This window comes from Streptomyces sp. SAI-127 (assembly GCF_029894425.1).
Taxonomy (GTDB): Bacteria; Actinomycetota; Actinomycetes; order Streptomycetales; family Streptomycetaceae; genus Streptomyces.
Map to the genome: position 1 here is coordinate 7,929,284 of NZ_JARXYJ010000001.1, position 22,677 is coordinate 7,951,960.

General features: G+C 70.2%; 22 protein-coding genes. 13 read left to right on the top strand and 9 right to left on the bottom strand.

Annotation, left to right across the window (positions count from 1 at the left end):
- The 6 genes from M2157_RS36425 (at position 1) to M2157_RS36450 (ending at position 5,365) form a co-directional block, all read left to right on the top strand.
- Positions 1-984, top strand: a complete 984-nt coding sequence (locus M2157_RS36425) for a D-2-hydroxyacid dehydrogenase (RefSeq protein ID WP_280867337.1) — start codon at positions 1-3, stop codon at positions 982-984.
- Positions 985-1,150: 166 nt separating this feature from the next.
- A complete protein-coding gene (locus tag M2157_RS36430) occupies positions 1,151-2,452 on the top strand; it encodes an extracellular solute-binding protein (protein ID WP_280867338.1) in 1,302 nt (433 codons plus the stop codon).
- Position 2,453: 1 nt separating this feature from the next.
- Positions 2,454-3,455 (top strand): sugar ABC transporter permease, encoded by a 1,002-nt coding sequence (locus M2157_RS36435; RefSeq protein ID WP_280856816.1) that lies wholly within the window; start codon positions 2,454-2,456, stop codon positions 3,453-3,455.
- Complete coding sequence (locus M2157_RS36440; RefSeq protein WP_280856815.1) at positions 3,445-4,314, top strand: carbohydrate ABC transporter permease; 870 nt, start codon at positions 3,445-3,447, stop codon at positions 4,312-4,314. The genes M2157_RS36435 and M2157_RS36440 overlap by 11 nt, the downstream gene beginning before the upstream one ends.
- Before the next feature lie 19 nt (positions 4,315-4,333).
- A complete protein-coding gene (locus M2157_RS36445; RefSeq protein ID WP_280867339.1) occupies positions 4,334-4,738 on the top strand; it encodes an NUDIX domain-containing protein in 405 nt (134 codons plus the stop codon).
- Positions 4,739-4,798: 60 nt separating this feature from the next.
- On the top strand, positions 4,799-5,365 hold the full coding sequence (locus M2157_RS36450) for a TetR/AcrR family transcriptional regulator (protein WP_280856813.1): 567 nt from the start codon (positions 4,799-4,801) through the stop codon (positions 5,363-5,365).
- 11 nt (positions 5,366-5,376) lie between these two features.
- Here the strand turns inward: M2157_RS36450 and M2157_RS36455 are convergent, their stop codons facing one another.
- From M2157_RS36455 to M2157_RS36490, 8 genes are all read right to left on the bottom strand, one after another.
- The gene (locus M2157_RS36455; RefSeq protein ID WP_280867340.1) at positions 5,377-6,138 is read right to left on the bottom strand and encodes a class I SAM-dependent methyltransferase; all 762 of its coding nucleotides are present in this window, start codon (positions 6,136-6,138) and stop codon (positions 5,377-5,379) included.
- A 113-nt stretch (positions 6,139-6,251) separates the two neighbouring features.
- Positions 6,252-7,487, bottom strand: a complete 1,236-nt coding sequence (locus tag M2157_RS36460) for a TerD family protein (protein ID WP_280858974.1) — start codon at positions 7,485-7,487, stop codon at positions 6,252-6,254.
- 73 nt (positions 7,488-7,560) lie between these two features.
- Complete coding sequence (locus tag M2157_RS36465) at positions 7,561-8,550, bottom strand: zinc-dependent alcohol dehydrogenase family protein (RefSeq protein WP_266525151.1); 990 nt, start codon at positions 8,548-8,550, stop codon at positions 7,561-7,563.
- Positions 8,547-9,386 (bottom strand): carbohydrate ABC transporter permease, encoded by an 840-nt coding sequence (locus M2157_RS36470; RefSeq protein ID WP_020121437.1) that lies wholly within the window; start codon positions 9,384-9,386, stop codon positions 8,547-8,549. Before M2157_RS36470 ends, M2157_RS36465 begins: the two co-directional genes overlap by 4 nt.
- On the bottom strand, positions 9,383-10,321 hold the full coding sequence (locus M2157_RS36475) for a sugar ABC transporter permease (RefSeq protein WP_280856811.1): 939 nt from the start codon (positions 10,319-10,321) through the stop codon (positions 9,383-9,385). The genes M2157_RS36470 and M2157_RS36475 overlap by 4 nt, the downstream gene beginning before the upstream one ends.
- Positions 10,318-11,691: a sugar ABC transporter substrate-binding protein gene (locus M2157_RS36480; protein ID WP_280867341.1), complete on the bottom strand. Its 1,374-nt coding sequence runs from the start codon at positions 11,689-11,691 to the stop codon at positions 10,318-10,320. Before M2157_RS36480 ends, M2157_RS36475 begins: the two co-directional genes overlap by 4 nt.
- A 119-nt stretch (positions 11,692-11,810) precedes the next feature.
- Positions 11,811-12,581: a DeoR/GlpR family DNA-binding transcription regulator gene (locus M2157_RS36485; protein WP_280867342.1), complete on the bottom strand. Its 771-nt coding sequence runs from the start codon at positions 12,579-12,581 to the stop codon at positions 11,811-11,813.
- Positions 12,582-12,844: 263 nt separating this feature from the next.
- Complete coding sequence (locus tag M2157_RS36490; protein WP_280856808.1) at positions 12,845-13,654, bottom strand: NAD(P)-dependent oxidoreductase; 810 nt, start codon at positions 13,652-13,654, stop codon at positions 12,845-12,847.
- Positions 13,655-13,830: 176 nt separating this feature from the next.
- Between M2157_RS36490 and M2157_RS36495 the strand changes: the two genes are divergently transcribed.
- Both M2157_RS36495 and M2157_RS36500 read left to right on the top strand, forming a co-directional pair.
- On the top strand, positions 13,831-14,772 hold the full coding sequence (locus tag M2157_RS36495) for a 5-dehydro-4-deoxyglucarate dehydratase (RefSeq protein ID WP_280856807.1): 942 nt from the start codon (positions 13,831-13,833) through the stop codon (positions 14,770-14,772).
- Positions 14,769-15,929: a hypothetical protein gene (locus M2157_RS36500; protein WP_280856806.1), complete on the top strand. Its 1,161-nt coding sequence runs from the start codon at positions 14,769-14,771 to the stop codon at positions 15,927-15,929. The genes M2157_RS36495 and M2157_RS36500 overlap by 4 nt, the downstream gene beginning before the upstream one ends.
- Here the strand turns inward: M2157_RS36500 and M2157_RS36505 are convergent.
- Positions 15,866-17,464, bottom strand: coding sequence for an MFS transporter (locus M2157_RS36505; RefSeq protein ID WP_280856805.1), 1,599 nt, complete (start codon positions 17,462-17,464; stop codon positions 15,866-15,868). The genes M2157_RS36500 and M2157_RS36505 overlap by 64 nt on opposite strands.
- A gap of 133 nt (positions 17,465-17,597) precedes the next feature.
- Between M2157_RS36505 and M2157_RS36510 the strand changes: the two genes are divergently transcribed.
- The 5 genes from M2157_RS36510 (at position 17,598) to araD (ending at position 22,620) form a co-directional block, all read left to right on the top strand.
- A complete protein-coding gene (locus M2157_RS36510; protein ID WP_280867343.1) occupies positions 17,598-18,182 on the top strand; it encodes a TIGR03086 family metal-binding protein in 585 nt (194 codons plus the stop codon).
- Between the two features lie 229 nt (positions 18,183-18,411).
- On the top strand, positions 18,412-19,167 hold the full coding sequence (locus M2157_RS36515; RefSeq protein WP_280856803.1) for an MBL fold metallo-hydrolase: 756 nt from the start codon (positions 18,412-18,414) through the stop codon (positions 19,165-19,167).
- Positions 19,168-19,328: 161 nt separating this feature from the next.
- On the top strand, positions 19,329-19,985 hold the full coding sequence (locus M2157_RS36520) for a GntR family transcriptional regulator (RefSeq protein ID WP_062038543.1): 657 nt from the start codon (positions 19,329-19,331) through the stop codon (positions 19,983-19,985).
- A complete protein-coding gene (locus tag M2157_RS36525; RefSeq protein WP_280867344.1) occupies positions 19,982-20,893 on the top strand; it encodes a dihydrodipicolinate synthase family protein in 912 nt (303 codons plus the stop codon). Before M2157_RS36520 ends, M2157_RS36525 begins: the two co-directional genes overlap by 4 nt.
- The gene (gene araD, locus M2157_RS36530; RefSeq protein ID WP_280867345.1) at positions 20,890-22,620 is read left to right on the top strand and encodes an L-arabinonate dehydratase; all 1,731 of its coding nucleotides are present in this window, start codon (positions 20,890-20,892) and stop codon (positions 22,618-22,620) included. Before M2157_RS36525 ends, araD begins: the two co-directional genes overlap by 4 nt.
- Positions 22,621-22,677 lie beyond the last annotated feature (57 nt).

Genomic DNA, 22,677 nt, shown 5'->3' on the forward strand with positions numbered 1-22,677 from the left:
ATGCCCGAGCGACTCGTCGTCCTCTACCGCGGCAACCGGCCCCCCGCCACCGCACTCATCGAACGCCTCACGGACACCGTCTACGCCACCGAGGAGGAACTGCCCTACCTCCTCCCTGGCGCCGACGCCCTCCTGGCCTGGGTCACCATCACCCCGGCCATCCGCGAGGCCTGGCCCGACAACCCGGACAAGGCACCCCGCTGGGTTCACGCGGCCTCCGCGGGCGTGGACTCCTTCCTGTTCCCCGCCCTGGTGGACGATCCGGGCGTTGTCCTGACCAACGCCCGCGGGGTCTACGACCAGCCGACCGCCGAGTACGTCCTCGGGCTGATCCTCGCCCTCGCCAAGGACTTCCCCGGCACCTGGGAGCACCAGCGGCGCCGTGAGTGGCGTCCGCGCCCCAGCGACGGCATCACCGGACGCACCGTGCTGGTCTGGGGGACGGGCCCGATCGGCCGGGCCATCGCCCGGCTGCTGCGCGCCGTCGGGATGCGGGTGTCCGGCGCGGGCCGCAAGGCCCGCACGGACGACCCCGACTTCGGCACGGTCCACGGTGCGTCGACCCTGCGCTCCGCCCTGACGGAAGCGGACTACGTCGTCCTGGCCGCACCCCTCACCCAGGGCACCCGGGGCATGGTCGACGCCCCCGTGCTCGCCGCCATGAAGCCGGGGGCACGGCTGATCAACGTGGGCCGGGGCGGACTCGTCGACGAGGAGGCGCTCGTCGACCACCTCGCCGCCGGACGGCTCGGCGGCGCAGCCCTGGACGTGTTCGCCCAGGAACCGCTGCCTGCCGAATCACCCCTGTGGGACATGCCCGGCGTGATGATCTCCCCGCACACGGCGGGCGAGACCACCAGCGAACGGGAGGCGCTCGTCGAGGTGTTCCTCGACAACCTCACCCGGCACATCGAGGGCCGACCGCTGCGCAACGTGGTGGACAAGCGGCGCGGATACGTGGTCGACGAGACGCACCTCGCCTGAGGTCGGCACCGTCGGCAGCAAATTACAGGCACTCAACACATCGCGCCCGCACACGTCTTGACTCCTCTTTTCAGCCACCCCAATACTCGTCGGCAACGTTCACGTGAACGTTCACGGGAGCTTGACATCGTTGTCCACCCCTGCCCCGGAAAGCGAGTGCGCGCCCATGCCACACCGAACGATGTCCCGCAGGCGCCTGCTCGGTGCCTCTCTCGGCGGGGCGGGTGCCGCTCTGCTGGGCCTGTCGGGGTGCGGAAGCGCGAGCGGCTCGATCTCCGCGGGCACCGACCACCTGACGATCTGGTACTGGAACGGCTCGCTGAGCGACAAGCTGCTCGCCACCTCCGCACGTGGCGTGCCGGGAGCGAGCGGGCTGAAGGTCAAGGGCGCCTCGATCGCGGGCGATTACCGGGGCAAGCTGCGGACCGTCATGGCGGCCCGCGCCTATGTGCCGGACCTGGCCTGTCTCAACTCCCCGATCGGGGACTACTTCCCGGACGAGAACGAGTTCGTCGACCTGAAGGACCTGGGCGCGGACGCCGTCGAGGACGAGTACCTCGGCTGGAAGTGGAAGAGCTGCGTCAGCCCAGCCGGCCGGATGATCGGCTTCCCGCTGGACGCCGGTCCCACCGCGCTCTTCTACCGCCGTGACCTGTTCGAGCAGGCCGGTCTGCCCACCGAACCGGAGGAGGTCGCCGAGGCCGCCTCGACCTGGGAGAAGTACCTCCAGGTAGGCAAGACCCTCAAGGCGAAGGCGCCGAACCACCCGTACCTGGTCTCGCAGATCGCCTATGTGTTCCGGATGGCGCTCTACCAGAGCCCCAAGCAGTTCGTCGACGCCGACAACCGCTTCATCGGCGACCAGGAACACGTGAAGCGCGCCTGGGACCTGGCCGTGGAGACCTACCGGCAGGGGCTGAGCGCCCGGACCCTGGACGGCACGCCCGACTTCAACTCGGCGCTCAGCGGCGGCCGTATCGGCACGATCAACAACGCGGTCTGGTACATCGGCGGCCTCAAGGACACCGCGCCCAGGACGTCGGGGAAGTGGCGGCTGACCACCATGCCGGACGGCCCGGCGAACTACGGCGGGTCCTACGTCGGCATCACCCGCTACTGCCGTGATCCGGAAGGGGCGTTCGCCTTCCTGAAGTGGATGCTCGGGCCTGCGAACCAGCTGAAGAGCTATCAGGAGATGTCGCTGTTCCCCACCACCCCGGCCGTCTACTCCCGGCCGGCGATGCGCGAACCGGACCCGTTCTTCGGCGGGCAGATCCCCGTCGACGTCTTCGGACCGGCGGCGAAGCAGGCCCCGGTGATCTTCTTCAGCGCCTACGAGAACACCGCGAACACCCCGGTCTACCAGGAGCTGACGAACGTGGAGACGCTCGGCAAGAATCCCGACAAGGCCTGGCGCGACGCCATGAACGCCGCCGAACGGGCGCTCGCCCAGCGGGGGGTGAGCTGACATGGCCACCCTGGCACAGGCACCCGCGTCCGACAGCACCGAGGAGCCGGCCCGTACGGAGGCTCCGCGGGGCAGGTGGCGGCGCCATCTTCCGCCGTACGTCGCCATCTCGCCGTACTACATCCTCTTCGCCGTCTTCGGCGCCTTCCCGGTGTTCTTCTCCTTCTACCTGTCCTTCCACGACTGGGACGGCATCGGGAGCATGAAGTTCGTCGGGCTCAGGCAGTACTACTGGCTGCTGCACGACTCGGTGTTCTGGCACTCGATCGTCAACACCTTCGAGATCTGGTTCATGTCCACGGTGCCGATGCTGTTCCTGGCGCTGGTGCTGGCGTTCCTGCTGCACTCGCAGGTGCGGTACTCGGCCGCCTGGCGGGTGGCGTACTTCATTCCGAACGTCACCTCCATGGTCGCCATGACCATCGTGTTCGGGTCGGTCTTCGCGCAGGCGGGGCTCGCCAACTCGCTGCTCAAGGCGGTCGGCGTGGACGGCATCGGCTGGCTGACCTCCTCCCTCGGGATCAAGTCGGCGATCTCCCTCATGGTCATCTGGCGGTGGGTCGGCTACAACGCCCTGATCTTCCTGGCCGGTCTCCAGGCCATCCCGAACGAGCTCTTCGAGGCTGCCAGGGTCGACGGGGCGAGCAGCCGCCAAGTGCTGTTCCGGGTCGTCGTGCCGCAGCTCAGGCCGGTGATCCTGTTCGCCATCATCACGTCCACCATCGGCGGCCTCCAGATCTTCACCGAGTCGCAGGTGCTGTTCTACTCGGACGACCCGGGCACCGCGGGCGGTCCCGGCCAGGAAGGCATGACGATCGTGCTCTATCTGTGGCAGAAGTCCTTCAACGACCTCCAGTTCGGCTACGGCGCCGCGATGGGCTGGATCCTCTTCGCGCTGATCGCGGTCTTCGCCGTCATCAACTGGCGGCTGGTGTCCGGGGGCGACCGCGACGACCGCCGCGGCATCCCGCTGCTGCGCAAGGGAGGCCGCAATGGCCGCTGAGCACACGAACTCCCACGCGGGTCTCGCGATCGGCGCCGGCAGCAAGCGGACCCGGGTCCTGGTACGGGCTGCCCTGCTTCTGGGGGTGCTGGTCTCCCTCTTCCCGTTCTACTGGCTGGTGGTGATGGCCTCCGTCACCACCCAGGACATCCTGGCCTACCCGCCCCGGCTGGTACCGGGCACCCAACTCCTGCACAACATGCGGGAGGTGATCGACCGGATCGATTTCTTCACCTCTCTCTTCAACACGGTCGTGGTGGCCACGGTCGGCACGCTGCTGGTGCTGTTCTTCGACTCCCTGGCGGCCTTCGCCTTCGCCAAGTACGAGTTCCCGGGCAAGAGGATTCTCTTCGGCGTCCTGATGGCGACGTACATGATCCCGTCGCAGCTGGCGCTCGTGCCGCAGTTCGTCACCATGGCCGAGTTCGGCTGGGCGGGCACGCTGAAGGCGCTGATCATCCCGGGGGCGGCCAACGCGTTCGGCATCTTCTGGATGCGTCAGTACGCCCAGAACTCGCTGCCGGACGAACTCCTCGACGCCGGCCGGATCGACGGCGCCGGCTTCTTCCGGCTCTACGCGCAGGTCGCGCTTCCGCTGTTCCGGCCCGCGCTCGCCTTCCTCGGCATCTTCACCTTCATCAGCCTCTGGAACGACTACATCTGGCCCCTGGTGGTGATGGTCAACCCCGACAAGGTGACCCTCCAGGTCGCCCTCGCCAACCTCAACATCGCCTACAACACCGACTACGCGGTGGTGATGGCCGGCGCGCTGATGAGCGTCCTGCCGCTGATCGTCGTCTTCCTGATCGGCGCGCGGCACTTTCTGCGGGACCTGGCGGCGGGGGCCACGAAGATGTGAAATGCGTAGGGTCCCGGGGATGGGGAAGAGCGAGGGCGTTCCGGAGAAGGTGGCCTGGGTTCTGGTGCGGGACGGGCGGGTGCTGGTGACCCGCTGCCGCGGTCTGGATGTCTTCTACTTCCCGGGCGGGAAGCGGGAGCCGGGCGAGTCCGATGCCGAGACCTTGGCGCGCGAGATCGACGAAGAACTCCGGTCCCGGGTCGACACGGCCACGATGGTGCACGTCGGCACCTTCGAGACGTTGAGGGACGACGGACGCACCGAGTTCCGGATGATCTGTTACACCGCCGAGTACACGGGTCCGCTGATCGCCTCGAGCGAGATCGAGGAGTCGGACTGGTTCGGCTACGGCGATCGTGAGCGGGTCTCGGCCGTGGACCGGATGGTGTTCGAGGCGCTGCACGCCTCCGGCCGACTGCCCTGAGGGACAGGCCGGCGTTCGGTACCATGCGGGGAGAGTCTCCGGTTCGCGAGGAGTATCTGGATGACGCAGGTCAGACCCATGCGCGCGGACGCTCGGCGCAACTACGAGCGGTTGCTGAAGGTGGCGGCTGAGGCCTTCGCCGAGCATGGGGAGGGCGCGTCACTGGACGACATCGCCAAGCGGGCCGGGGTGGGGTCCGGGACGCTGTACCGCCATTTTCCGACCCGGCAGGCCCTGCTGGAGGCGGCGTACCTGGACCGCGTCGAGGGATTCGCGCGCCGGGCCGACGAACTCGCGGAGACGCTGCCGCCGGGGGAGGCGCTGGCGGAGTGGCTCTACGAGCTGTGCGTCGGAACGATCCAGGTGCGGGGGCTGAAGACGCTGCTGGGGTCGGCGGTGGCGGACAGGAGCAAGGCGATGCTCACGGTGTGCGGGACGCATGTGCGGGGCGCGGCGACGCGGCTCGTGGAGGCGGCGCGGGCGGAGGGGACGCTGCGGGCAGATGTCGAGCCGATCGAGTTGCTTCGGCTGGCGCACGGGGTCGTCGGCGCGGCGGAGTTGGCGGACGGCGGGGGCGAGTCCATCCGGCGGTACCTGTCACTGCTCACGGAGGGGCTGCGGGCGTAGTCGGTCGCGGGTCAGCCTGCCAGCCGGGCTTTCCAGATCTCCTCGCTGGGCCATTGCCGGGCCCAGTCGGCGGAAACCTCTTCGTAGTCCCGCGCAGACCGGGGTGCCTGAATCTCGATCAGATCTTCGACGACGAAGCCGCAGGATCGAAGCAGACGGAGCATCTCACCGTGCGGCAGGATGAACTCCACGTGGGTTTCCCGGTGCAGCCGCGTCAGGCCGAACTGCCCGCGGGACAGCGTGGTGGACACCGGTCCCTCGGACGGCACGCACAGCGCGAACAGGGGTGAGTAGCGCATGAATACCAGCCGCCCGCCGGGCACGAGGATCCGGGCCGCCTCCGGGATCCACTGGTAGGGGTCGCACCACAACGAGGCGCCGAATTCGCTGATCGCCAAGTCGAAGGTGTCGTCCTCGTAGGGCACTCTCTCGGCATTGCCCAGGACAAGGGGGAAGTCGATGCCGAACTCCGCCTGCATCGCGCGAGCGGTGGTGAGCTGCTTCTCCGAGAGGTCGATCCCGACCGGGTGGGCGCCCGCTCTGGCGAGCCAGGCGGAAACGTAGGCGGTACCGCAGCCCAGCTCGATGGCGCGCATCCCGGCGATGCCGTCGGTAAGCACGCGGACCTGCGACTCGGGCGTGGCCCACAGTCCCCAGGACGGTTCCGCCTGCGCCCAGTGATCACGGGCGAGCGGCCCGTGCCACGCGGCCGCCTCCTCATCCCAGAAGCGTCGGTTCTGCTCCAGATGGTCCGCAGGGCCGTCATGAGTCATGAAGGCATTCGATCGAAGATGCCGGTGCTGCGGCAACGGAATTACACAGTCGGCGGGGGCCGACTCGCGCAGGCCCCCACCACTGACCGCCCGGCCATGGACCGCACCGCGCACTAGAGCGCCTGTGCCGCCGGCTTCACCATCCCCCGTACCGTGCGGGACTTCACGAAGTCGCCGATCGCCGTCATCTCCCACTCGCCGGAGAACTGCTTGATCAGCTTGGCCATCATCACGCCCGTCTGCGCCTCGGCGTTCGTGAGGTCGAAGCGGACCAGTTCCTCTCCGCTCGCGGCGTCGATGAGGCGGCAGTACGCCTTGGCGACCTCCGTGAACTTCTGGCCGGAGAAGGAGTTGACCGTGAAGACGAGTCCGGTGACCTCCTGGGGGAGTCGGCCGAGGTCGACGACGATCACCTCGTCGTCACCGCCGCCCTCACCCGTGAGGTTGTCACCGGAGTGCTTGATCGCGCCGCCGACGATGGACAGCTTGCCGAAGTAGCAGCTGTCGATGTGGTTGCGCTGCGGCCCGTAGGCGATGACGGACGCGTCGAGGTCGATGTCCTTGCCCCGGTAGGCAGGCTCCCAGCCGAGACCCATCTTGACCTGGGAGAGAAGCGGCTGCCCGCCCTTGACCAGGGACACCGTCTGGTTCTTCTGGAGGCTGACCCGGCCCTTGTCGAGGTTGATCTTCCCGGCGCCGGGAGCGGGTGGGGCCGGGGGAGCGGCGGGCGCCGGCGCGGCGAGCCGCGGGTCCATGGCCGGGGCCGGCGGGGCGACCGGGGTCTGCACGGTCGGCGCGGGCGGCGGAGTCACCGGCTGCGGCGGGGCGACGGGGGCCGCGGCGGGTGTCGGGGCGGGTTCCTCCACCGTCACGCCGAAGTCCGTCGCGATCCCGGCCAGCCCGTTGGCGTACCCCTGGCCCACCGCCCGGGCCTTCCAGGCGCCGTTGCGCAGGTAGACCTCCACGATCACCAGCGCCGTCTCGCTGCCGAGCTGCGGCGGCGTGAAGGTGGCCAGCACGCTGTTGTCGTCCGCGTTGCGGATCGTGGCCGTCGGTTCGATGCCCTGGAAGGTCTGGCCCGCGGCGTCCGGGCTGGCGGTGACGACGATCTTCTCGATGCCGGGCGGTACGGCCGACGTGTCGACGGTGATCGCGTCGGGGGCCGTACCGCCGCCCGAGCGGTACGTCACCCCCGGGCCGGAGGGCTGGTTGTAGAAGATGAAGTCGTCGTCGGAGCGCACCTTGCCGTCGGCGGTGAGCAGCAGGCCCGATACGTCGAGCCGCACGGGCGCGGCGACGTCCACCGTCACGCGGGCGGCGGACAGGGGGATGTTCGAGCCGGGGGTCATAGCTGTCATGCCCCGTGAACGATCGGGCCCACTTTGCCGTTCCCTTACCCGAGGGCCAAATGGCCGAGCGGGGTTACGGCACCACCACGATCTTCCGGCCCACCCCCGCCGCGAACTGCTCCAGCGCCTCCGGATACCGGTCCAGAGGCAGCCGGTCGCTGATGAAGATCTCCGGGTCCAGGACACCGGTCGCGAAGAGTTCCGCCGCCCGTTCGAAGCTGTGCAGGACGGCCATGGAGCCGGTGATGGTGATCTCCTGGTTGTAGATGCGGTACGGGTCGATCGTCACCCGTGTCGCGTAGTCGGCCACCCCGAACTGGAGGAAGGTGCCCGCCTTGGCCACCCGCTCCAGGCCGTCCTGGATCGCCGCCGCGTTGCCCGTCGCGTCGACCACGAGGTCCCAGCCCTGCGGACGGTCCAGCTCGTCCGGGTTCGCGGCGGACGCCGAGACGCCGAGCCGGCGGGCCGTCTCCAGGCGGGTCGGGTTCACGTCCACCATGTCCACGCTCGCCGCGCCGGTCCGCTTGGCCAGCTCCAGCATCATCAGGCCCATGGTCCCCGAGCCGTAGATCAGGACATGGGCGCCCAGGCGGGACTGCAGGACGTCGTAACCCCGGACCGCACAGGACAACGGCTCCACCAGCGCCGCGTCCTGGGTGCGGACGTGTTCGGGCAGCCGTACGCAATTGGCCACCGGCGCGACCGCGTACTGCGCCGCGCCACCCGCCGTCGTGACGCCGATCGCGGCCCAGCGTTCGCAGAGGTTGTTGTGGCCCGTACGGCAGTACCGGCACTCGTAGCAGTACAGGGACGGGTCCACCGCCACCCGGTCGCCGACCGCGAGCTCGGTGACCTGGGTGCCGACGCCGACCACCTGGCCGGCGAACTCGTGGCCCGGCACGATCGGCAGCTTGGGGGCGAACTCGCCCTGGAGGATGTGCAGGTCGGTGCCGCACAGGCCGCACGCGGCGACCTCGACGACGACCTCGCGCGGGCCCGGCGTCGGGTCCGGGACCTCGGCGACGACGGCACGGCCCACGGACTCGATGACGGCGGCCTTCATTTCACGGCTCCCAGCGACAGGCCCTGGACCAGTTTGTCCTGGGCGGCGAACCCCGCGGCGAGTACCGGCAGGGAGATGACGAGCGATGCGGCGCACACCTTGGCCAGGAACAGGCCCTGGCTGGTGATGAAGCCGGTCAGGAAGACGGGGGCGGTCTCGGCCACCACGCCGGTGAGCACCCTCGCGAACAGCAGTTCGTTCCAGCTGAAGATGAAGCAGATCAGGGCTGTCGCCGCGATGCCGGGCAGGGCGATCGGGGCCACCACGCGCGCGAGGATCGTCGGAAGGCGGGCGCCGTCCACGCGGGCGGCCTCGATCACGGCCACCGGGACCTCGGCGAGGAAGGACTGCATCATCCAGACGGCGATCGGCAGGTTCATCGACGTGTAGAGGATGACCAGCAGCCAGATGTTGTCGAGCATGTCGGTGTTCTTCGCGAACAGGTAGATCGGGAGCAGGCCCGCCACCACCGGGAGCATCTTCGTAGACAGGAAGAAGAACAGGACGTCCGTCCACTTCTTCACCGGGCGGATCGACAGCGCGTACGCCGCCGGGAGGGCCAGGAGCAGGACGAAGAGCGTCGAGGCCAGCGAGGCGACCGTCGAGTTGATCAGCGCCGGCCAGGGGCTCGCGCCACCGCCGGTGCCGAAGAACTCGCGGTAGCCGTCCAGGGTGAGGGCGGCGCCGAAGGAGGGCGGGTTGGTGGCCGCGTCCGTCTCGGAGTGGAAGGACGTCAGGGCCATCCACGCGATCGGCAGGAAGAACACGATCCCCAGCAGCCAGGCCACCAGACCCAGCCCAAGCCCCTTGCGTTTCACGGCGATTGTGCTGCTCATGCCCGGCCTACCTCCTCACGGAACAGGGACGACACCACGCGCAGGGCGAAGGTCGCGATGACGATCGAGCCGATGACGACCAGGACGCCGGCGGCCGAGGCGAGGCCGTTCTCGTGGGCCTGGTAGAAGCTCTGGTAGACGGTGTAGGGGAGGTTGGCGGTCCCGAGGCCGCCGGAGGTGATCGTGAAGACCGCGTCGAAGTTCTGGACGATGTAGATCGAGCCCAGCAGGGCGCCCAGCTCCAGATACCTGCGCAGATGCGGCAGGGTCAGATAGCGGAAGATCTGCCAGTCGCTCGCGCCGTCCACCCGCGCGGCCTCCATCTGCTGCTGGTCGCGGCTCTGGAGGCCGGCCAGCAGGATGAGCATCATGAACGGCGTCCACTGCCAGACCAGGGAGGCCTCGACGGCGAGCAGCGGGGTGTTGGAGATCCAGTCCGGCTGTGGGCCGCCCACATAGTGCAACAACCCATTGAGCAGGCCGTATTCGGGGTTGTAGAGCACGTGCTTCCAGAGGAGTGCGGCTGCGACCGGCACCACCAGGAACGGCGCGATCAGCAGGGTGCGGACCACACCCCGGCCTTTGAAGCGACGGTCCAGGAGCAGGGCCAGGAGCAGTCCTAGGACGAGGCTGACCAGGACCACCGTCACCGTCAGCAGGACCGTCGTCCACACGGAGTGGCGCAGGTCCGCGTCGGTGAGGACGTCCTTGTAGTTGTCGACGCCGGTGAAGTGACGGGCCTTGGGATAGAGGGAGTTCCAGTCGAAGAACGAGATCACCACCGTGGCCACGAACGGCAGTTGGGTGACCACGATCATGAAGATCAGGGCGGGGAGCAGCGGGGCGCGGGTGGCCCAGGCGCGGAGGCGGGCCTTGGACGGGTCCGCGGTGCGTACGGTCTCGGTGGCCGGTGGGGCCATGGTTGTCGCGGTCATCGTCCCTCGTACTCCTCGGAGATCTTCTCGGCGAGCTGCTGGGACTTCTTCAGGGCCGACTCGACGGACTGGCGTCCGGCGATGGCCGCGCTGATCTCCTGGGAGACCCTGGTGCCGAGATCGGTGAACTCGGGGATGCCGACGAACTGGATGCCGGGCGCGGGGCGCGGCTGCACCCCCGGGTCGTTCGGCCGGGCCTGCTCGATGGCCTCCTTGGTCATCTCCTGGAAGGCGGCGGCCTCTTTGACGTAGGCGGGGTTGGTGTACGTCGACGCGCGTTTGCCGGCCGGCACGTTGGACCAGCCGATCTCGTCGCCGACCAGCTGTTCGTACTGCTTGCTGGAGGCCCAGGAGACGAACTTCCAGGCCTTGTCGGGGTTGCGTGAGGCGTCCTGGATGCCCCAGGCCCAGGTGTAGAGCCAGCCGGAGGACTTCGTCTCCTCGACGGGGGCGGGGGCGTACCCCACCTTGCCCTTGACCGGGGAGCCCTTCGCCTCCAGGGAACCCGCCGCGGAGGTGGCGTCGTACCACATGGCGACCTTGCCCTGGGTCATGTTGTTGAGGCACTCGGCGAAGCCGGACTGGGCGGCGCCGGACTCGCCGTGGTCGCGGACCAGGTCGACATAGAACTTCACCGCCTTCTCGAACTCGGGGGAGTCGAGGCGGGCCTTCCAGCCCTTGTCGAACCAGGTGCCGCCGAAGGTGTTCACGACCGTGGTGAGCGGGGCCATCACCTCGCCCCAGCCGGGCAGGCCGCGCAGACAGATGCCCTTCATGCCGGACTCGGCGCCGTCCACCTTCGCGGCCAGGTCGGCCACCTGCGTCCAGGTGGGACGGGCCGGCATCGTCAGCCCCTTCTGCTCGAAGACGTCCTTGCGGTACATCAGGAACGACGACTCGCCGTAGAAGGGCTGGCCGTAGAGCTTGCCGTCGTCGCCGGTCAGTGACTGGCGCATCGGCGCGAGGACGTCCCTCTCGTCGTACGACGGGTCCCTGGCGACGTACGAGTTCATCTCGTGCAGCCAGCCGTTGCGGGCGTAGATCGGGATCTCGTAGTTGGACAGGGTCGCCACGTCGTACTGGCCGGCCTGGTTGGCGAAGTCCTGGCTGATCTTGTCGCGGACGTCGTTCTCGGGCAGGACGGTGAAGTTGACCTTGATCCCGGTCTCCTTGCTGAAGTGGGCCCGGGTCAGCTTCTGCAGCTCGGTCATCTGGGGGTTGTTGACCATCAGGACGTTGATGGCGTCGCCGCCCGACCCCGCCCCGCCGGCTCCGACCCAGCAGCCGGAGAGCAGCGGGGCGAGCAGCGTCCCTGCGGCGGCCATGGCGAGCGTGGCTCGCGGCGGCCGTCGTCGGCTCTGGGTTCGCATGGATCGCTCCTGGACATAGAGGGATATATGGGGCATTTCGTGGCGCAGTAGGCCCGCTGATCACGTCAGTCGGACTTTCAGACTTCGGCCTTCAGACTTCGGCCTTCAGGCTTCGACCTTCAGACCCGGATGACCTGTGGTCCCAGCAGTGAGTACCGATGGGCCTCGGACGAGGGCAGCAGCGTGCTCGTCACGATCGCCTCCAGTGCGCCGATCTCCGCGAAGCGGCAGAAGCTGACCGCGCCGAACTTGGTGTGCACGCCGGCGAACACCGTGCGGCGCGCGGCCCGGATCGCCTGTGCCTTGACCTCGCTGACCGCGGGGTCGGGGGTGGTGAGGCCGTGCTCGCGGGAGATGCCGTTGGCGCCGATGAAGGCCAGGTCGAGGACGAAGCCGGCCAGCATCTTGGTCGTCCAGTGGTCGACGGTCGCCAGGGTGCCGGGGCGGACCCGGCCGCCGAGCAGCAGGACGGAGGTGTTCTCGGCCTCGGCGAGGGCTCCCGCGACCGGCAGGGAGGCGGTGACCACGGTCAGTGCCCGGTCCCTGGGCAGCGCCTCGGCGATGAGCTGCGGGGTGAAGCCCTCGTCGACGAAGACCGTCTCGGCGTCCCCGAGCAGCTCGGCCGCGGCGGCCGCGACCCGGCGCTTCTCGGGCACATGGCTGGTGGCCCGGAACGCGAGCGTGGTCTCGAACCCGGCGCTCTCCACGGGATAGGCCCCGCCGTGCGTACGGCGCACCAGTCCGTGGTCCTCCAGGGCGCGCAGATCCCGTCGTACGGTCTCCTTGGCCACGCCCAGTGCGGCGGCGAGCGCGTTGACGTCGACCGAGCCGGTGGCGCGTGCGGCCCGTACGATCTCGCGCTGGCGTTCCTCCGCGGTTCTCGCGTCCATGGCCGACACCCGCCTCTCGCACGCGCTGCTCTGCCCGTTCGGGCCCGGTGTGGCCCTTGGGGGAAGTTCTACAGCGGGTAAGGGGGACTGACCAGGCCTGTTGCGGGTCCGATGCTGCCCGTGTGTGCCCGTTTGCTGAGCGGAGTGACCGCCTCGGACCTGCGAGGGCGTCCGAAAAGACGTGAGATCGGGCACCGCAGGTGCCCGAACACGGCTGCGGGCGGGCCCGTTCGGTGCCCGCCCGCCCGTCCGTCTAGGGGGTGTCAGTACGGCCAGATCGGCGGGTCCGTCACGAACTGGCCGCCCAGGTAGGCGTGCCCCTCGTTGCCGTCCTGGAGCTCGCCCTGCTCGGCGATCAGTTTCTCCGCGTACGGCTCGGAGTCGTCCTGCGGGTCGTAGCCGAGCGCCCGCGCGGTGGTGAGGTCCCACCACAGGCGGGTGTTGGCGGAGGAGCCGTAGACCACGCTGTGGCCGACCTGCTCGGCGGTCAGGGCCGCGTGGAAGAGGCGGGCGCCGTCGGCCGGGCTCATCCACACCGAGAGCATGCGCACGCTGGTCGGCTCGGGGAAGCAGGAGCCGATGCGCACGGAGACGGTCTCCAGGCCGTGCTTGTCCCAGTAGAACTGCGCGAGGTCCTCACCGAAGGACTTGGACAGGCCGTAGAAGGTGTCAGGGCGGCGCGGGGTGTCGATCGGGATGAGCGGGTCGGCGCCCCGGGGGCGGGGGGTGAAGCCGACGGCGTGGTTGGAGGAGGCGAAGACGATCCGTCCGACGCCCTGCGCGTGAGCGGCCTCGTACAGGTTGTAGGTGCCCTCGATGTTCGCCTTGAGGATCTTCTCGAAAGGGGCTTCCAGGGAGATGCCCGCGAGGTGGATGATCGCGTCGACGCCCCGTACGGCTTCGCGCACCGCGTCCTTGTCGGCGAGGTCGGCGACGACCGCGTCCGGCTCGCCCTCGATGGGCCGCAGATCGAGCAGGCGCAGGTCGTAGCCGTAGTCCGGGAGCAGTTCCCGCATCAGGGTGCCGAGCCCGCCGGCGGCACCGGTGAGCAGAACGGTACGGGGAGCGGGCATCCTCGGGTCTCCTTGGGGCGACGGCCGTATGAGTGCACGGTATTCACATTCGTGGACAAGTTAAGGATCATCGGCCTACTCCGTCAAGGGTGGCGCGACCCCTGTTCATAAATATAAACTTCGATCAGAATCCCGTACGCCCGTTTCTTCTCGTCCACTCGTTCTAGGGAGAGCCTGTGACGTCTGCCGACCTCGTCCATCGACTCGGCATCCCCAGCGGGCCGCTGTTCTTCCCCGTCACGGCGTACGGCGCCGACGGCTCCGTCGATCTCGACACCTACCGCGCGCATGTGCGCCAGGGTGTGGCGGCGGGGGCCGCGGCCGTGTTCGCCTGCTGTGGCACCGGGGAGTTCCACGCACTCACGCCCGAGGAGTTCGAGGCGTGCGTCCGCACGGCCGTCGAGGAGACGGCGGGGCGGGTGCCGGTGGTGGCGGGCGCCGGATACGGCACCGCGCTCGCCGTACGGTACGCGCGGCTCGCCGAAGCGGCCGGGGCCGACGGGCTGCTCGCCATGCCGCCCTACCTCGTCGTCGCCGGGCAGGAGGGACTGCTGCGGCACTACCGGGAGGTGGCCGCCGCGACCGCGCTCCCGGTGATCGTCTACCAGCGCGACAACGCCGTCTTCACCCCGGAGACCGTCGTCGAACTGGCCCGTACCGAGGGGATCATCGGCCTCAAGGACGGCCTCGGCGACCTCGACCTGATGCAGCGGATCGTCAGCGCGGTGCGCACCGAGGTACCCGGCGACTTCCTCTACTTCAACGGACTGCCGACCGCCGAGCAGACCCAGCTCGCCTACCGGGCCATCGGCGTCCCCCTGTACTCCTCGGCCGTCTTCTGCTTCGCCCCCGAGATCGCCCTCGCCTTCCACCGCGCGCTCATCGACGGCGACCGGGCCACCGCCGAACGCCTCCTCGACGGCTTCTACCGCCCCTTCGTCGAACTACGCGCGCGTGGCCGCGGATACGCGGTCTCCCTGGTGAAGGCCGGGGTCCGGATGCGGGGCCTCGACGTGGGGGAGGTCCGCCCGCCGCTGCACGAGCCGGGCGAGGATCATGTGAAGCAGCTCGCGGAGATCATCGAGCGCGGATACGCGCTTCTGGAGGAGGCACAGTGAAGGCGTCGACGTTTGTCTACCCCTGGGACGTCAACGGGGACCCGGAGGCCGCGACCCGTATCGCCGGGCTCGGCGTACAGCAGGCGACCCTCGCCGCCGCCTACCACTCCACGCGCGCCCTGACCCCCCGCCACCCGCGCCACCGCATCGTCACCGCCGAGCACGCGTCCGTGCTGTACCCGACGGACGCACGCTGGGAAGGGCGTGACCTGCGTCCGTACGCGGCCGGCGACTGGGCCCCCGGCGACGCCTTCGGCGAGGCCGCCGTGCAGCTCTCCGAGGCGGGCCTCGACGTGCACACCTGGGTCGTCCTCGCGCACAACTCCCGCCTGGGCGCCGAACATCCGGACACCTCGGTCGTCAACGCCTACGGCGACCGCTACCCGTGGGCCCCGTGCATCGCACAGCCCGCCACGCGCGCGTACCTGACCGACCTCGCCGTGGAGGCGGCGCTGCGCCCGGGCGCGGCCGGCACCGAACTGGAGTCCCTCGGCTGGTACGGCCTCCAGCACCTGCACGCGCACGACAAGACCGGCGGAGTGCCGCTCGGCGACGCCGGGATGTACCTCATGGCGCTCTGCTTCTGCGGGACGTGCCGCGAGGGGTACGGCGAGCAGGGGCTGGACGCCGACTCACTGGCCGCCGCCGTACGGGCCGCCCTGGAGCCGCTGTGGCAGGGCGCGCCGGACGACGGGGGCTGGGCCGGGGTCGAGAAGCTGCTCGGCGCCGGTACGGCGGCGGCCACACGCGCGTGGCGTGACGAAACCGCCCGCACGCTCCAGGAGACGGCGGTCCGGGCGGTCCGCGCGGCCGCTCCCGAGGGCTTCCAGATCCTGCTGCACGCCGACCCCGTGACGTACCACGTCGGTGCCAACCCGGGTGTCGACCCCGAGCACATCCTGTCCGTCGCGGACGGTGTCGTCGTGCCCTGCGCGGGCGGACCGGGCCTGCTCACGCCGTTCGCCCGGGCCCGCGAGGACGCGGTGATCGCAGCCAACTTCCCCGTCGTCTCGCAGATGGGCGGCAGCCCGAGCACGCTTGCGGCGGACGTGGCGCGGGCTCGGGAGCTGGGCGCGACCGAGATCCGGCTGTATCACGCGGGGTTGGCGTCGGACGGCGACCTGGACGCGATCCGTGGGGCACTGGCCGGCCTCTGAAACAACGGCACCGCCGTGGCCAGCCAGGCCACGCCCAGGAGGGCGGACAGCGGCCGCTGGTCGACCAGTTCGACCAGGGCCGCGCCGGCCGCGAGACCGAGCACGTTCGGGGTGTACACCAGCGTGTGCGCCGTGGCGACGGCACGGCCCAGGAGTGCGTCCGGGGTCTCGCGCTGTACGGCGGTGAGCGCGGCGATCAGCACGCAGGGCAGACCCGCGCCGATGGCCGCGCTGCACGCCAGGGCCAGCGGGTCGGACGGGATCGCCCGCAGGCCGGCGGCAACGGCGGTCAGGGCGATGCCGTACGCGGCGAACCGGCGCTCGCCCAGCCGGCGCAGGGCGGGCCCGGAGACCAGCCCCACCGCCACGGAGCCGGCGCCCTGGGCGGCGTACAGCGCGCCGGCGTACGCGGGGGAGTGGCCGAGCCCGTCGATCACGGCGTAGATCAGCGCGCCGTTGAGCCCGGCGAAGAACATGGTGGTGCCGCCGGCCAGGATCAGGGGACGGAGTATGGGGTGGGCCCATATGTGGCGGGCTCCGGCGCCGGAGGGGGTGCGCCTGGACGGCCGGCGGCGGTGGGTGGCGGGCGGGCTGAGGCCGGGGGTTTTGGGGGCGGCTGCCGTGTGTCTGAACAGGGTGGGGCGGCTGGGGGTGGTCTGGCTGAGGTCGGGTGCTTCGGGTGCGGTTGGCGTGCGCTTGAACAGCGTGCGGCGGTGGGTGGCGGGCGGGCTGAGGCCGGGGGTTTTGGGGGCGGCTGCCGTGTGTCTGAACAGGGTGGGGCGGCTGGGGGTGGTCTGGCTGAGGACGGGTGCTTCGGGTGCGGTTGGCGTGCGCTTGAACAGTGTGCGGCGGTCGGTGGCGGGCGGGCCGCGCCTTGGTGACCTTGGTGCGGTCGCCGTTCGCCCGGACGGCTCGTCCCCGCTGTCAGTGCTCGTCGGCGGCGCGAGCGGAGCCGGTCGGCTCTGGTGGACCCGCAGTCCGGCGTACAGCAGGGCGGCCAGTACGAACGTGATGGCGTCCAGGAGCGCCACGCCCGGTCCGCCCTGGACCGCGTAGAGCCCTGCTCCCGCCAGCGGAGCCACCAGCTTCATGCCCTCCGTGACCGCCATCCGCAGCCCGTTGAAGCCGCCGAGCAGGGGCGGGGCGACGGCGCCGGCGACCAGGGCCGACTCCGCCGCGTCATGGACGACGCCCGCGGCGCCGTACACGAAAAGGACCGTGAGGACGAGCCACACCCGGTCGGGGCCGTCGACGGCGAAGAGAACCGGGAGCAGCGCCGCCAGAAGGAGACTGCCGGCGATCAGCAGGGGTTTGCGGGGGACCCGGTCGGCCAGTGCGCCGAGCAGCGGGCCCGCCAGGGTCGGTGCCCATATCGCGAGCATGCACAGCGCGGCCAGGCGGTCCGAGCCGGTGAGGTCCTTGACCCAGACGCCGGACACCAGCCACAGGGCCGAGGTGCCGAAGCCCGAGACGGTCACCGCGGTGAGAAAGAGCCTGGCGTCGCGGTCGTGGAGCACCGCCCATGTCTTCGTCATGCCTGGACATCGTGGGTCTAAGGCCCCGGCGTCGGGATGGGGGAGGTGCCTTAGATCCTGGCTGCGCGAGCGATGAGTTCTCGGCGCGAGGGCGGTCTACCCCTTACGACACCGTGAACACGAGGAGTACCGAATGACTGTCCCGCCCCTGGACTTCGGACCACAGACACGCGTCATCGCCCTGCTGGCCGAGGGCGTCACCGATGATCAGCTGGGGAACGGCACGCCGTGTCCGAAGTACGCCGTGCACCACATGCTCGGCCACCTGCTCGGCCTCTCCGCGGCCTTCCGGGACGCCGCCCGCAAGGACATCGGCTCCACGACCGACACCCCGCCGACCGACTCCGTTCCGGACATCGGCCCCGGCTGGCGCGAGGAACTCCCCAAAGTCCTCGACGAACTCGCCGAGGCCTGGCGCGACCCGGCCGCCTGGACCGGAATGACCCGCGCGGGCGGCGTCGACCTGCCCGGAGAGATCGCCGCCGCCGTCGCCGTCGACGAACTGGTCGTCCACGGCTGGGATCTGGCCCGCGCCACCGGCCAGGCGTACGACCCGGACCCCGCCGCGCTCCAGGCCTGCTACGACTTCCTTCAGGCGTCCGCGGAGGATCCGAGCCGGGACGCCATCTTCGGCCCGATCGTCCCCGTACCCCAGGACGCGTCGCTGCTGGACCGGGCGATCGGGCTCAGCGGGCGGAACCCGGGCTGGACGCCGTAACAGGGACCGGCTCTCGTGTACGCCGTCACGGGGGCGTCCCGGTCGGCGTCCCCCTCGTCGCCCTCGACACCGGGCCTGTCCACCTGGCCGGAGCCCGGGCGCCCATCGGGCCAGGACCGCCCCCGCGTCCGACGCGCCGTGCCCGGCTGCCGTAGACACCGGTACGACCCTGCCGTAGAGGAACGGAAACGGGCGGCGGGCGGCAGTCCCGGACCGTACGCTCCCCACCATGCCGCCCCTCAGCCTCACCGTCCTCGGTACCGCCTCCCCGCACCCGGCGCCGGGCCGCCCCTGCTCCGGCTATCTGCTGCGCGGCGGGGGCGCCGAGGTGTGGGTGGACGCCGGGCCCGGCACCTTCGCGGAGTTGCAGCGGCACACGGATCCCTCCCGGCTGACGGCGATCTGGATCTCCCACCTGCACGCCGACCACAGCGCCGATCTGCTGTCCGCCGTCTACGCCTTCGCGTACGGCGGGCTCACCCCGCCCGCCCCGATCCCGGTGTACGCGCCACCCGGCTGCGCCCATCGGCTCGCCGGGTTCTTCGGGCGGTCCGACGTGCGCTTCCTCGAGGGCATCCTCGACTTCCATCCCCTGTACGACGGCCACGCCGTCCGGCACTGGAACCTCCGGATCGCCGCTCGGGCCGTCGCGCACGACGCCGAGGCGTACGGGCTGCGCGCCGAGTGCGCCGGACGCGTCTTCGCGTACTCCGGGGACAGCGGGCCCTGCGCCGCCCTGGTCGAACTCGCCGCGGAATCGGACGTGTTCCTGTGTGAGGCGGACCTCGACCGTCATCGCGAAGGCGAACAGGTCCACCTGACCCCCGAGGACGCCGGCGACATCGCCCGCAAGGCCGGGGTGCGCGAACTGATCGTCACCCACGTCGGACCCACGCTCACCAGGGAGGCCGCCACCACGCGCGCGGCCGTCGCCTTCGCCGGGCGCACCAGTACGGCGTTCGAGGGCGCCACCCGGCTCATCTGACCCTGGTCTTCACCGCAACTTCAACTTCCTTTGCCAGAAGCATTGACGAAACATCACGCCCCTCCCTACCTTCAACGCGTCGTACTTCGTACGTCATATATGAGACGCGATACGCGAGATCAGATACGCAAGATCCGATACGCGAGATCCGAGAGGCGCGCATGACCTCTGTGCCCACGCCGATCCCCTCCCGCACGCAGTACGTGCTGGAGGAGATCAAACGCCGCATCCTCACCGGGCGTCTGACGCCTGGTCAGGCCCTGGTGGAGACCGAACTCGCCGCACAGTTCGGGGTGTCCAAGACCCCGGTGCGCGAGGCGCTCAAGACCCTGGCCGGGACCGGGCTCGTCGTGATGAACCAGTACAAGGGCGTCACGGTGCGCATGGTGGACGCGGACATGGCGCGCGAGGTCTACGACGTCCGGCTGCTCCTCGAACCCGAGGCGCTGAAGCGGGCCGTACGGCGCGGGGCCTCCCTCGACGCCGCACGGGACGCGCTGACCCGGGCCGACGACGCCACCGACACCGCCGAACGTTCCCTCGCCAACCGGGAGTTCCACCGCTCCCTCTACCTGCCCTGCGGCAACCCGCTGCTCGGCCGGATGCTCGACGAGGTCCGCGACCAGGCCGCCCTCGTCTCCGCCGTCGCCTGGGCGGCCTCGCCCTCCTGGGAGCGGGAGGCAGGTGAGCACCGGGAGATCCTGCGGCTCGCCCTGGAGGGCGACGCGGACGGAGCGGCCCGCGCCCTGCACGCCCACATCGCGTCCTTCGTGGAACGAGCGTTCCCCGGAGTGCTGGACGAGGAAGGTCAGGAATGAGCAGCGAGACGTTCGAGACCCGGCGGACGGCCCTGGCCGACGTGGTGGCGATCCCGGTGACCCCGTTCGCCGAGGACGGCACCGTCGACCAGGACACCCACCGGGCCCTGCTGCGTCGGCTGCTCGACGGAGGGATCACCACCCTTACCCCCAACGGGAACACCGGCGAGTTCTACGCCCTCACCCCCGAGGAGCGCCGCCTGGTCACCGAGTTGACCGTCGAGGAGGCCGGGGACCGGGCGCACATCCTCGTCGGCGTCGGTCACGACGTCCCGACCGCCGTGGCCTCCGCCCGCCACGCCCGCGAGCTCGGTGCCGGGATGGTCATGGTCCACCAGCCCGTCCACCCCTACGTCTCGCAGGGCGGCTGGGTCGACTACCACCGCGCGATCGCCTCGGCCGTCCCGGAGCTGGGAGTCGTTCCGTACATCCGCAACGCCCAGCTCGGCGGCGACCGCCTGGCCGAGCTCGCCGACGCCTGCCCGAACGTGATCGGCGTGAAGTACGCCGTCCCGGACGCGGCCAGGTTCGGCGCCTTCGCACGGGACGCGGGACTCGAACGCTTCGTGTGGGTCGCCGGGCTCGCCGAGCCCTACGCGCCCTCCTACTTCTCGGCGGGTGCCACCGGTTTCACCTCGGGGCTGGTGAACGTCGCCCCCGCCGTCTCGCTCAACATGATCGAGGCGCTCCGGTCCGGTGACTATCCGGCCGCCATGAAGGTCTGGGAGCAGATCCGCCGCTTCGAGGAACTCCGCGCGGCGAACGGCTCCGCCAACAACGTCACCGTCGTCAAGGAGGCCCTCGCCTCCCTCGGCCTGTGCCGCCGTGAGGTGCGCCCGCCGAGCCGCGAGCTGCCCGAGGCCGAGCGCGCCGAGGTCGCCGCGATAGCCGCCGGGTGGTCGATATGACCGACAGGAAGCGTCCCGAAGAGCTCAGAAGCCATCAGTGGTACGGCAGCGAGGGCCAGCTGCGGACCTGGTCGCACAACGCCCGGATGCGCCAGCTCGGTTACGAGGCCGAGGAGTACCGCGGCCGCCCGGTGATCGCCGTCCTCAACACCTGGTCGGACATCAACCCCTGCCACGTCCACCTGCGCGAGCGCGCCGAGGCGGTCAAGCGGGGGGTGTGGCAGGCCGGGGGCTTCCCGCTCGAATTCCCGGTCTCCACGCTCTCGGAGACGTACCAGAAGCCCACCCCGATGCTCTACCGCAACCTCCTCGCGATGGAGACGGAGGAGCTGCTGCGGTCGTATCCGATCGACGCGGCGGTGCTGCTCGGCGGCTGCGACAAGTCGACACCGGCGCTGCTCATGGGCGCCGCCTCGGCCGATGTCACCTCGATCTTCGTGCCCGCGGGGCCGATGCTGCCGGGGCACTGGCGGGGCGAGACCCTCGGGTCCGGCACCGACATGTGGAAGTACTGGGACGAGCACCGCGCGGGCAATCTGACGGACTGTGAACTACGGGAGCTGCAGGGCGGGTTGGCGCGTTCTCCCGGGCACTGCATGACCATGGGGACCGCGTCCACGATGACCGCGGCGGCGGAAACCCTTGGCATGACCCTGCCGGGTGCGTCCTCGATCCCGGCCGTCGACTCCGCGCACGAGCGGATGGCCGCGGCCTCCGGGCGGCGCGCCGTGGAACTCGCCTGGACCGGCCTCAGGCCGTCCGAGATCCTCACCCGCGAGGCCTTCGAGGACGCCGTCACCACGGTGCTCGGGCTCGGTGGCTCCACCAACGCGGTCATCCATCTGATCGCCATGGCCGGCCGGGCGGGCATCAAGCTCACCCTGGACGACTTCGACCGCATCGCGCGTACCGTGCCGGTGCTGGCGAACGTCCGGCCCGGCGGACAGACGTACCTCATGGAGGACTTCTACTTCGCCGGCGGCCTGCCCGCCTTCCTCTCCCGGATCACCGACCTGCTCCACCTGGACCGGCCGACCGTGAACGGCACGCTCGGGGAGCAGATCGAGGGTGCCGAAGTCCACAACGACGACGTCATCCGCACCCGGGACAACCCGGTCGCGAGCGAGGGCGGGGTGGCCGTCCTGCGCGGCAACCTCTGCCCGGACGGCGCCGTCATCAAGCACATCTCCGCCGAGCAGCACCTGCTCAAGCACACCGGCACCGCGGTCGTCTTCGACGACTACAGGACCATGCAACGCACCATCAACGACCCGGCGCTGAACATCACCGCCGACAGCGTGCTGGTGCTGCGCAACGCCGGTCCCAAGGGCGGCCCGGGCATGCCCGAGTACGGCATGCTGCCGATCCCGGACCATCTGCTCAAGCAGGGCGTGCGGGACATGGTCCGGATCTCCGACGCCCGGATGAGCGGGACGAGTTACGGCGCGTGTGTGCTGCACGTGGCGCCCGAGTCGTACGTCGGCGGACCGCTCGGCCTGGTGCGGTCGGGGGACGACATCACCCTCGACGTCGAGGCGCGCGTCCTCCAACTCAACGTGGACGACGTGGAGTTGGAGCGCCGACGGGCGGAGTGGACACCGCCGCCCGCGCGTTACGAGCGTGGCTACGGCGCGCTCTACAACGAACAGATCACCCAGGCCGACACCGGATGCGACTTCGAGTTCCTCGCCCGCCCGGGCAAGGTCGCCGACCCGTACGCGAGCTGAACCACGACCCGTTTGCGCGGGCGGCACCATCGCACAGCACGACCTGGCACAACCCTG

Excerpts from the sequence above, each read along its gene's own strand:
- M2157_RS36425 (WP_280867337.1), top strand. The coding sequence starts at position 1 with ATGCCCGAGCGACTCGTCGTCCTCTACCGCGGCAACCGGCCCCCCGCC.
- M2157_RS36430 (WP_280867338.1), top strand. The coding sequence starts at position 1,151 with ATGCCACACCGAACGATGTCCCGCAGGCGCCTGCTCGGTGCCTCTCTC.
- M2157_RS36435 (WP_280856816.1), top strand. The coding sequence starts at position 2,454 with ATGGCCACCCTGGCACAGGCACCCGCGTCCGACAGCACCGAGGAGCCG.
- M2157_RS36440 (WP_280856815.1), top strand. The coding sequence starts at position 3,445 with ATGGCCGCTGAGCACACGAACTCCCACGCGGGTCTCGCGATCGGCGCC.
- M2157_RS36445 (WP_280867339.1), top strand. The coding sequence starts at position 4,334 with ATGGGGAAGAGCGAGGGCGTTCCGGAGAAGGTGGCCTGGGTTCTGGTG.
- M2157_RS36450 (WP_280856813.1), top strand. The coding sequence starts at position 4,799 with ATGACGCAGGTCAGACCCATGCGCGCGGACGCTCGGCGCAACTACGAG.
- M2157_RS36455 (WP_280867340.1), bottom strand. The coding sequence starts at position 6,138 with ATGACTCATGACGGCCCTGCGGACCATCTGGAGCAGAACCGACGCTTC.
- M2157_RS36460 (WP_280858974.1), bottom strand. The coding sequence starts at position 7,487 with ATGACCCCCGGCTCGAACATCCCCCTGTCCGCCGCCCGCGTGACGGTG.
- M2157_RS36465 (WP_266525151.1), bottom strand. The coding sequence starts at position 8,550 with ATGAAGGCCGCCGTCATCGAGTCCGTGGGCCGTGCCGTCGTCGCCGAG.
- M2157_RS36470 (WP_020121437.1), bottom strand. The coding sequence starts at position 9,386 with ATGAGCAGCACAATCGCCGTGAAACGCAAGGGGCTTGGGCTGGGTCTG.
- M2157_RS36475 (WP_280856811.1), bottom strand. The coding sequence starts at position 10,321 with ATGACCGCGACAACCATGGCCCCACCGGCCACCGAGACCGTACGCACC.
- M2157_RS36480 (WP_280867341.1), bottom strand. The coding sequence starts at position 11,691 with ATGCGAACCCAGAGCCGACGACGGCCGCCGCGAGCCACGCTCGCCATG.
- M2157_RS36485 (WP_280867342.1), bottom strand. The coding sequence starts at position 12,581 with ATGGACGCGAGAACCGCGGAGGAACGCCAGCGCGAGATCGTACGGGCC.
- M2157_RS36490 (WP_280856808.1), bottom strand. The coding sequence starts at position 13,654 with ATGCCCGCTCCCCGTACCGTTCTGCTCACCGGTGCCGCCGGCGGGCTC.
- M2157_RS36505 (WP_280856805.1), bottom strand. The coding sequence starts at position 17,464 with ATGACGAAGACATGGGCGGTGCTCCACGACCGCGACGCCAGGCTCTTT.
- M2157_RS36510 (WP_280867343.1), top strand. The coding sequence starts at position 17,598 with ATGACTGTCCCGCCCCTGGACTTCGGACCACAGACACGCGTCATCGCC.
- M2157_RS36515 (WP_280856803.1), top strand. The coding sequence starts at position 18,412 with ATGCCGCCCCTCAGCCTCACCGTCCTCGGTACCGCCTCCCCGCACCCG.
- M2157_RS36520 (WP_062038543.1), top strand. The coding sequence starts at position 19,329 with ATGACCTCTGTGCCCACGCCGATCCCCTCCCGCACGCAGTACGTGCTG.
- M2157_RS36525 (WP_280867344.1), top strand. The coding sequence starts at position 19,982 with ATGAGCAGCGAGACGTTCGAGACCCGGCGGACGGCCCTGGCCGACGTG.
- araD (WP_280867345.1), top strand. The coding sequence starts at position 20,890 with ATGACCGACAGGAAGCGTCCCGAAGAGCTCAGAAGCCATCAGTGGTAC.